At 69.7% G+C, this 6,822-nt stretch carries 3 protein-coding genes; 2 read left to right on the top strand and 1 reads right to left on the bottom strand.

The window, feature by feature from the left end; all coding sequences use genetic code 11:
* Positions 1–921, bottom strand: a 921-nt coding sequence (locus ACFV5N_RS22730; protein WP_385602857.1) for a DUF11 domain-containing protein, incomplete at its 3' end; no start/stop codon positions are given.
* Between the two features lie 1,101 nt (positions 922–2,022).
* On the opposite strand from ACFV5N_RS22730, the gene ACFV5N_RS22725 reads away from it, so the two are divergent.
* Both ACFV5N_RS22725 and ACFV5N_RS22720 read left to right on the top strand, forming a co-directional pair.
* Positions 2,023–6,093 (top strand): amino acid adenylation domain-containing protein, encoded by a 4,071-nt coding sequence (locus ACFV5N_RS22725; RefSeq protein WP_385602854.1) that lies wholly within the window; start codon positions 2,023–2,025, stop codon positions 6,091–6,093.
* Between the two features lie 41 nt (positions 6,094–6,134).
* A partial coding sequence (locus ACFV5N_RS22720) for a DMT family transporter (RefSeq protein ID WP_385602851.1) occupies positions 6,135–6,822 on the top strand: 688 nt, incomplete at its 3' end.

Here is a 6,822-nt window from a genome sequence, read left to right as displayed (position 1 = left end):
GGTGGCGGTGTTGCTGATCAGCGGGCCCCCGGCGGCCCGGTCGATGACGACCCGGTACTCGGCGGTGGTGCCGCCGGGCAGGGTGTCCGTGGCGGCCAGACTGCCGCCGTCGGTGGCGGAGGCGCCGGTCCCGAGCCGGAAGACGACCCGGCGGGCCGCCGGGTCCCAGGACGCCTGGTCGTCGCCCGGCGCGTCGGTCTTCGCCCCGGTGTTGGGACCGTCGACGATCCGCAGCGACCCCGGCACATACGTCGTCCCCGGCGGGAGGGTGTCGGTCACCACCAGGGCCTCGGCCGCGCCGCCGCCCTCGTTGCGGGCGGTGACGCGGTAGGTGAGGACATCGCCCACCTCCAGCGGCCCGGCGGGGATCGCGGCCTTGTCCAGCACCACGTGGGGCGCGGTGCCGAAGAAGATGCCGTCCAGGAAGTTGCCGATGCCGCGGTTGCCGCCGGCGGCGGCGACGGAGCGGAAGGCGAAGCGGGTGAGCGTCTGCCCGGGCGGCACGACGTAGGTGCCGGTGTAGTGGCCCCAGGCGTCCTTCCCGTCGGAGATGCGCCGCTGCTCCACCGGCGATCCGGGCGCGCCGATGTCCAGGGCCATGGTGTCCTCGCCGAGCCGGCCGCGGTGGTACAGCCGCCAGTACAGCGTTGTGCCCGGGGTGGTCGGCAGGTCCTGGTAGAGCGTGGAGACCTCGTTGGCGTTGAGTTCGGCGAACTGGGAGCCCTCGGCCGACGGGACGCCGAGGAAGCCCGAGTGCCACAGCTCGACCATGTGGTCGGAGGCGGTGGTGAGCCAGCCGGGGACGCGCTTGGGCGCCTGGGTCTGCGAGGCGTCCGGCAGGATCTCGTAGTCGATCACGGCGGGCTGCTCGAAGCTGCCGTTGACGAGGGCGACCCGGAGCGGGGCGGGAGGTGTGGACATGCTGCATCCCCTCGGAGTTGACGCTGCGGAACGGCTCGCCGGCCGGCTCCGCACCGGGAGCGGGCCGCGACCGCGATGTCCAGTAGGGCAGCGCAGGACGGGGTGTCCGTACAGGGGACCGCCGACGAGTACGGCCAACCCGGCGGGGCGGGTTTGGGCGCCCGCGCGCCGGGTCCGTCCGCCCGCCGCACGGCGGCCGTGCGCCGTCGGGGCGCCACCGGGTCCCGTGCGCCTCCGCGGTGCCTTCCGCCACCCCCGTCCTGTCCGGAAACCGCCCGCTCGGGGCGTCGACTCCTCGCCCGTGAGAGTGAATTCCCCTGCACTGTGTTGACGGGCCGGGTGCGTCCGGCGGCCCGGAACCCCGCCACGGCCGCCGGTCACCGCGGGCCGGGCCGCCGGGTTCGCGGAGAGACCCGTTCGCCGGGCCGGATCGTCCCGTGGTGCGGCCGTCGTGGTGCGCCTGGGCACCGAAGCGCCCGTTCCGCTCGACCGGCTGACCGCGGATGAGCGCGAGCGGCGGGCCCCTCCCGCCGCGTCGTTTCCGTGGCGCGTTGCTGATCGCCCGTATGGTGCCCGCTTTCCGCAAAGAATGCGATCGGCAAGGGGGACGAAAGCCGACGCGAATGTGAAGAATAAGAGAACGAATTGCAGTGGCCCTTCGGTAAACATCAGGGAGCGGCGAAAGCGCTTGCTCTGGCCGGGTTCCATCGTTCTCCGTCTTCATCCCGACCTTCTGCGGCCCTTCGGTGCCGCACCTCCGGCCCCCACGGCGTTCCAGCATGAGAAACGGGGGAAAATCGACCCGAAACAGGGCGACATCGGGACAACGAGTTTCGCCCTTGACGGTCGTGTAGTCGCGTCGTTACTGTGTCGGTCGTTTGCGAGGCCGCACCCCAAAAGGTGGTTGCACGTCTTGATTACGAATGAGCCGCACAGCCGCAGTTACCGGCACCATCACGCTGTTTTCTCCTGTCGTTCCACGGCATTCACCGGAGCAGTGACGAGAAACGGACTCCCCGTCTAGGGATCGCCCGATCGTCCTTCCATTCCGGATGGCTTCGGCACCGCAGCATGCCGTTTTGCACGAGAGAGTGAGAGGCCATGTTCAGCACGGCGTTCAACGAACCGACCGAGACAGTCCCGGGACAGAAAAACCTCAACGATCTACTGCGCGCACAGGCTTCGGCGCACCCGCACCGTACGGCGGTCGTCCACGACGACACCTCCCTGTCCTACGCCGCACTTCTGGAGCGAAGTTCGGATGTGGCCGCCTTCCTGCACCGCCTCGGGGTGGCGCCCGACGACTGCGTCGGCATCTTCACCGAACCGTCGATCGAGCTGATGGTGGACGTCTGGGGCACGCTGTTATCCGGCGGAGCGTACTTACCGCTCTCCCCGGAGTACCCCGAAGAGCGGCTGCGCTACATGATCGAGGACTCCGGCACCAAGGTCGTCCTCGCCCAGCAGGACCTCGCCGCGCGGCTGGCCGGACTCGCGCCCCAGGGCACCCGGGTCATCACCCCTGACCAGGTGGCCGCCTTCGCGCGGCACCCGCACCGCGGCGGACGCCGGCCCGGGCCCACCGCTCCCCGGCCCGACCAGCTGGCCTATGTCATCTACACCTCCGGCAGCACGGGCAAGCCGAAGGGGGTGATGATCGAACACCACAGCGTCGTCAACCAGCTGGAGTGGCTGAACACCTCGTTCGAGGTGAACGGCGACACCGTCGTCCTGCAGAAGACCCCGCTGAGCTTCGACGCGGCGCAGTGGGAGATCCTGGCCCCCGCGTGCGGCAGCACCGTCGTCATGGGAAGCCCCGGCGTCCACCGGGACGTCGAGCGTCTCGTCGCAACCGTCGTGCGGCACGGCGTCACCACCCTGCAATGCGTTCCCACCCTGCTGCAAGCCCTGGTGGGAACCGAGGAGTTCGCGGCCTGCACCTCACTGCGCCAGATCTTCTGCGGCGGCGAGGCGCTCTCCAGGAGCCTGGCCGCGCAATGCGTCGAAACCCTGCCCGACTGCGCGCTCATCAATGTGTACGGGCCGACGGAATGCACCATCAACACCTCCGCCCACCGCGTCGACCCGAAAGCGCTCCGGGACGCCCCCCAGGCGATAGCGATCGGAACCCCGGCCCACCGGACGGAGTACTACATCCTCGACAGTGAACAACGGCCCCTCCGCGTGGGTGAGATCGGTGAACTCCACATCGGCGGAGCGCAGCTCGCCCGCGGATATCTGAACCGCCCCGAACTGACCGCCGAGCGCTTCGTCAACAATCCGTTCACACCCGGAACCCGCCTCTTCCGCAGCGGCGATCTCGCCCACTGGAACGCCGACGGCACCGTGCAGTTCGCCGGGCGCATGGACAATCAGGTGAAGCTCCGGGGATTCCGCGTCGAACTCGACGAGATCAGGCTCTCGATCGAGAACCACGACTGGGTCAAGAACGCGGCGATGGTCGTCCGCGACGATCCGCGCACCGGATTCCAGAACCTCATCGCCTTCGTCGAACTCGACCCCGGAGAAGCGGCCCTGATGGACCAGGGCAACCACGGCGCCCACCACCAGTCCAAGGAGAGCCGGCTCCAGGTGCGCGCCCAGCTGGCGAACGCGGGCTGCCGCGACCCCGAGGAGATCCGCGGCAGGACCGTCATCGACCTGCCGGGAAAGCAGGCCACCGAACAGCAGCGGCGTCAGGCGTTCGCCCGCAGGACCTACCGGTTCTACGAAGGCGGCGAGGTCACCGGGGCCGACATCCTGAAGCTGCTCGCCAAACGGGTCACCGGCACCGCCCCCCGCGACCCGGGAGCCATCGGACTCCCCGAGTTCGGCGAGATCCTGCGCCACTTCGGCCAGCACCTCAGCGACCACAGGCTCCTGCCGAAGTACGCCTACGCCTCGCCCGGATCGCTGTACGCCACCCAGCTGTACCTCGAACTGGACGGCATCGGCGGGCTGGCGCCGGGCTTCTACTACTACCACCCGGCCCACCACCAGCTCGTCCTGATCACCGCCAAGGACGAGCCCGCGCCCGCGCCCCGGATGCGCGTGCACTTCGTGGGCAAGCGCCGGGCCATCGAGCCGGTGTACAAGAACAACATCCAGGAGGTCCTGGAGATCGAGACCGGCCACGCGGTCGGCCTCTTCGAGGAGATCCTGCCCGGCCGCGGCCTGACCATCCTCCCGGGCCCGTACACCCCGGCCACCCTGGACCACCTGGACTGCGCGCCCGAGGACCACTACCTGGGCACCTTCGAGATCGCCCCGCACACCACCACCATGGACCTGCCGATGGACGTCTACGTCCAGGCGCACCCGGGCGGGGTCTCCGGCCTGCCCGCCGGGCAGTACCGCTACCGCGGCGGCACACTGGAGCCGATCTCCGCCGAGCTGATCCGCCGCAAGCACGTCATCGCCATCAACCAGCAGGTCTACGAGCGCTCCCGGTTCGGCATCTCGGTGGTCAGCAGGACCACCGAGGACTGGCGCCGGTACATCGACCTCGGCCGGACCCTGCAACGCCTGTCGATGAACGAGCTGAACCTGGGCTTCATGCCCTCGGGCTACAGCTCGAAGACCGGCGCGGACCTTCCGGCCGCGAGGCGGCTGGAAGCCATCCTGGCCGGCGCCGGAGAGCGCGGCGGCCCGTCCTACTTCTTCGTCGGCGGCCGGGTCAGCGACGCACAGGTGCGCGCCGAGGACATGAAGGAGGACACGGTCCACATGAAGGGCCCCGCGGAGATGATCCGGGACGACCTGATCACCTCCCTGCCCGACTACATGATCCCCAACCGGGTGGTGGTGCTGGACAAGCTGCCCACCACCGTCAACGGCAAGAACGACACCGCCGCGATGGAACGGCTGGCCGACGCCGCCGTCGCCCGCGACGACCGGCCCTTCATCGCACCGCGGACCACCACCGAACGGCGCGTCGCCGACCTGTGGAAGCAGAGCATGAAGCGCGACGCCGTCTCCGTCCACGACGACTTCTTCGCCTCCGGCGGCAACTCCCTGATCGCGGTCGGCCTCATCAACAGGATCAACCGGGAACTGGGCACCTCCCTGCCGCTGCAAGTGCTGTTCGAGGCACCCACCGTCGAGGAACTGGCCCGGCGCATCGGCGGAAAGGAGACGGGCGTGAGCTCCCGGCTCGTCCCGCTGCGCGCCGAGGGCACCGGAACCCCCGTCTTCTGCTGGCCGGGCCTCGGCGGCTACCCCATGAACCTGCGGCTCCTCGCCGAGACCGCCGACCTCGACCGGCCGTTCTACGGCGTCCAGGCGCACGGCATCAACCCCGGTGAGGAGATCTACCCCACCATCGAGGAGATGGCCGCCCGGGACGTCGCCGAGATCCGCAGCCGGCAGCCGGAGGGGCCGTACACCCTGTGGGGCTACTCCTTCGGCGCCCGGGTCGCCTTCGAAGCCGCCCACCAGCTCGAACAGGCCGGTGAACAGGTCGATCACCTGTTCCTCATCGCACCCGGCTCACCCGAGGTCGAGGCCGACAGCGGCGAGATCGCCTACCACGACCGGGCGTACCTCACCATCCTCTTCTCCGTCTTCGCCGGCCGCATCACCGGTCCCGAACTGCGCGAGTGCCTGCGCGTCGCCCACGACGACGACAGCTTCGCCGCGTTCATCAGCGCCACCTTCCCCCACCTGGACAGCGCGCTGGTCAAGCGCATCGCCGCCGTCGTCCACCGCACCTACACCTTCGAGTACGCGTTCCACGAGCTCACCACCCGGCGGATCACCGCGCCCGTCACGATCTTCAAGGCCACCGGCGACAACTACTCGTTCATCGAGAACAGCGCCGGCTTCTCTGCCACCCGGCCGACCGTCATCGACCTGGCCGCCGACCACTACGCCCTGCTGCGGGAAGCCGGCATCGACGAACTGGTGGCGGCCATCCGCCACCGACTGGGAACCCCCAAGGAGACCATCGTGCCGCACATCAACATCAAGTACTTCTCGTCCTCGCTCTCCGAGGAACAGCAGTCCCGGCTCGTCACCGCCGTGACCCAGGCCGTCCGCACCTCCTGCGACTGCGACGAGGACGTCATCTCCGTCGCCCTGGAGCCGATCGAGAAGGAGCTGTGGAACCGCCGCGTCTACGTCCCCGAGATCGTCAACCGGAAGGAACTCCTGCACAAGGCGCCGAACTACTGACACCCGGGAGCGGACCCGATGTTCCACGAAGACGAGGTGCGATGACCCCCGCGACCCTGACCCGATTCCTCCTGCTCGCCCTGCTCTGGGGCAGCAGCTTCATGCTCATCAAAGTCTCGCTGGAAGGACTCACCCCCGGCCAGCTCGTCCTCACCCGCCTGGTGCTGGGCGCCGCCGTCCTGGCGCTGATCGTCGCGGCACGCAAGGGGGCCCTGCCCCGCTCCGGCCGGATCTGGACCCATGTGGCGGCGGCGGCGCTCTTCGGCAACGTCATCCCGTTCCTGCTGATCTCCTACGGCGAGCAGACCACCGGCGCCGGCCTCGCGGGCGTTCTGATCGGCGTCACCCCGCTGCTCACCCTGGCCCTGGCCACCGCCTCACTGCCCACCGAACGCGCCACCCCCCGCAAGGCGATCGGGCTGGTCACCGGCTTCCTCGGCGTCGTGCTGGTCATGGGCCCCTGGTCCGACGCGGCCGGCTCCCTCGGCGGCCAACTGGCCTGCCTTGGCGCCGCCATCAGCTACGCCTGCGGATTCGTGTACGTCCGCAGGTTCCTGTCGGACCGGGGCCTCGCCCCCTCCGCCCTGGCCGCCTCCCAGCTCATCGCGGCCGCCGCCCTCCAGGCCGTCGCCACCCCGTTCCTGACCTGGCAGACCCCGGAACTCTCCGGCAAGGTCGTCCTCGCCGTCGTCAGCCTCGGCGTCCTCAGCACCGGCCTGGCCTACGTGC

Origin of the sequence: Streptomyces sp. NPDC059853 (assembly GCF_042731495.1) — a bacterium.
Taxonomy (GTDB): domain Bacteria; phylum Actinomycetota; class Actinomycetes; order Streptomycetales; family Streptomycetaceae; genus Streptomyces.
The sequence above is the reverse complement of the archived record's forward strand: the minus strand, read 5'-3'. Positions and strand labels throughout refer to the sequence as shown.

Excerpts from the sequence above, each read along its gene's own strand:
- ACFV5N_RS22725 (WP_385602854.1), top strand. The coding sequence starts at position 2,023 with ATGTTCAGCACGGCGTTCAACGAACCGACCGAGACAGTCCCGGGACAG.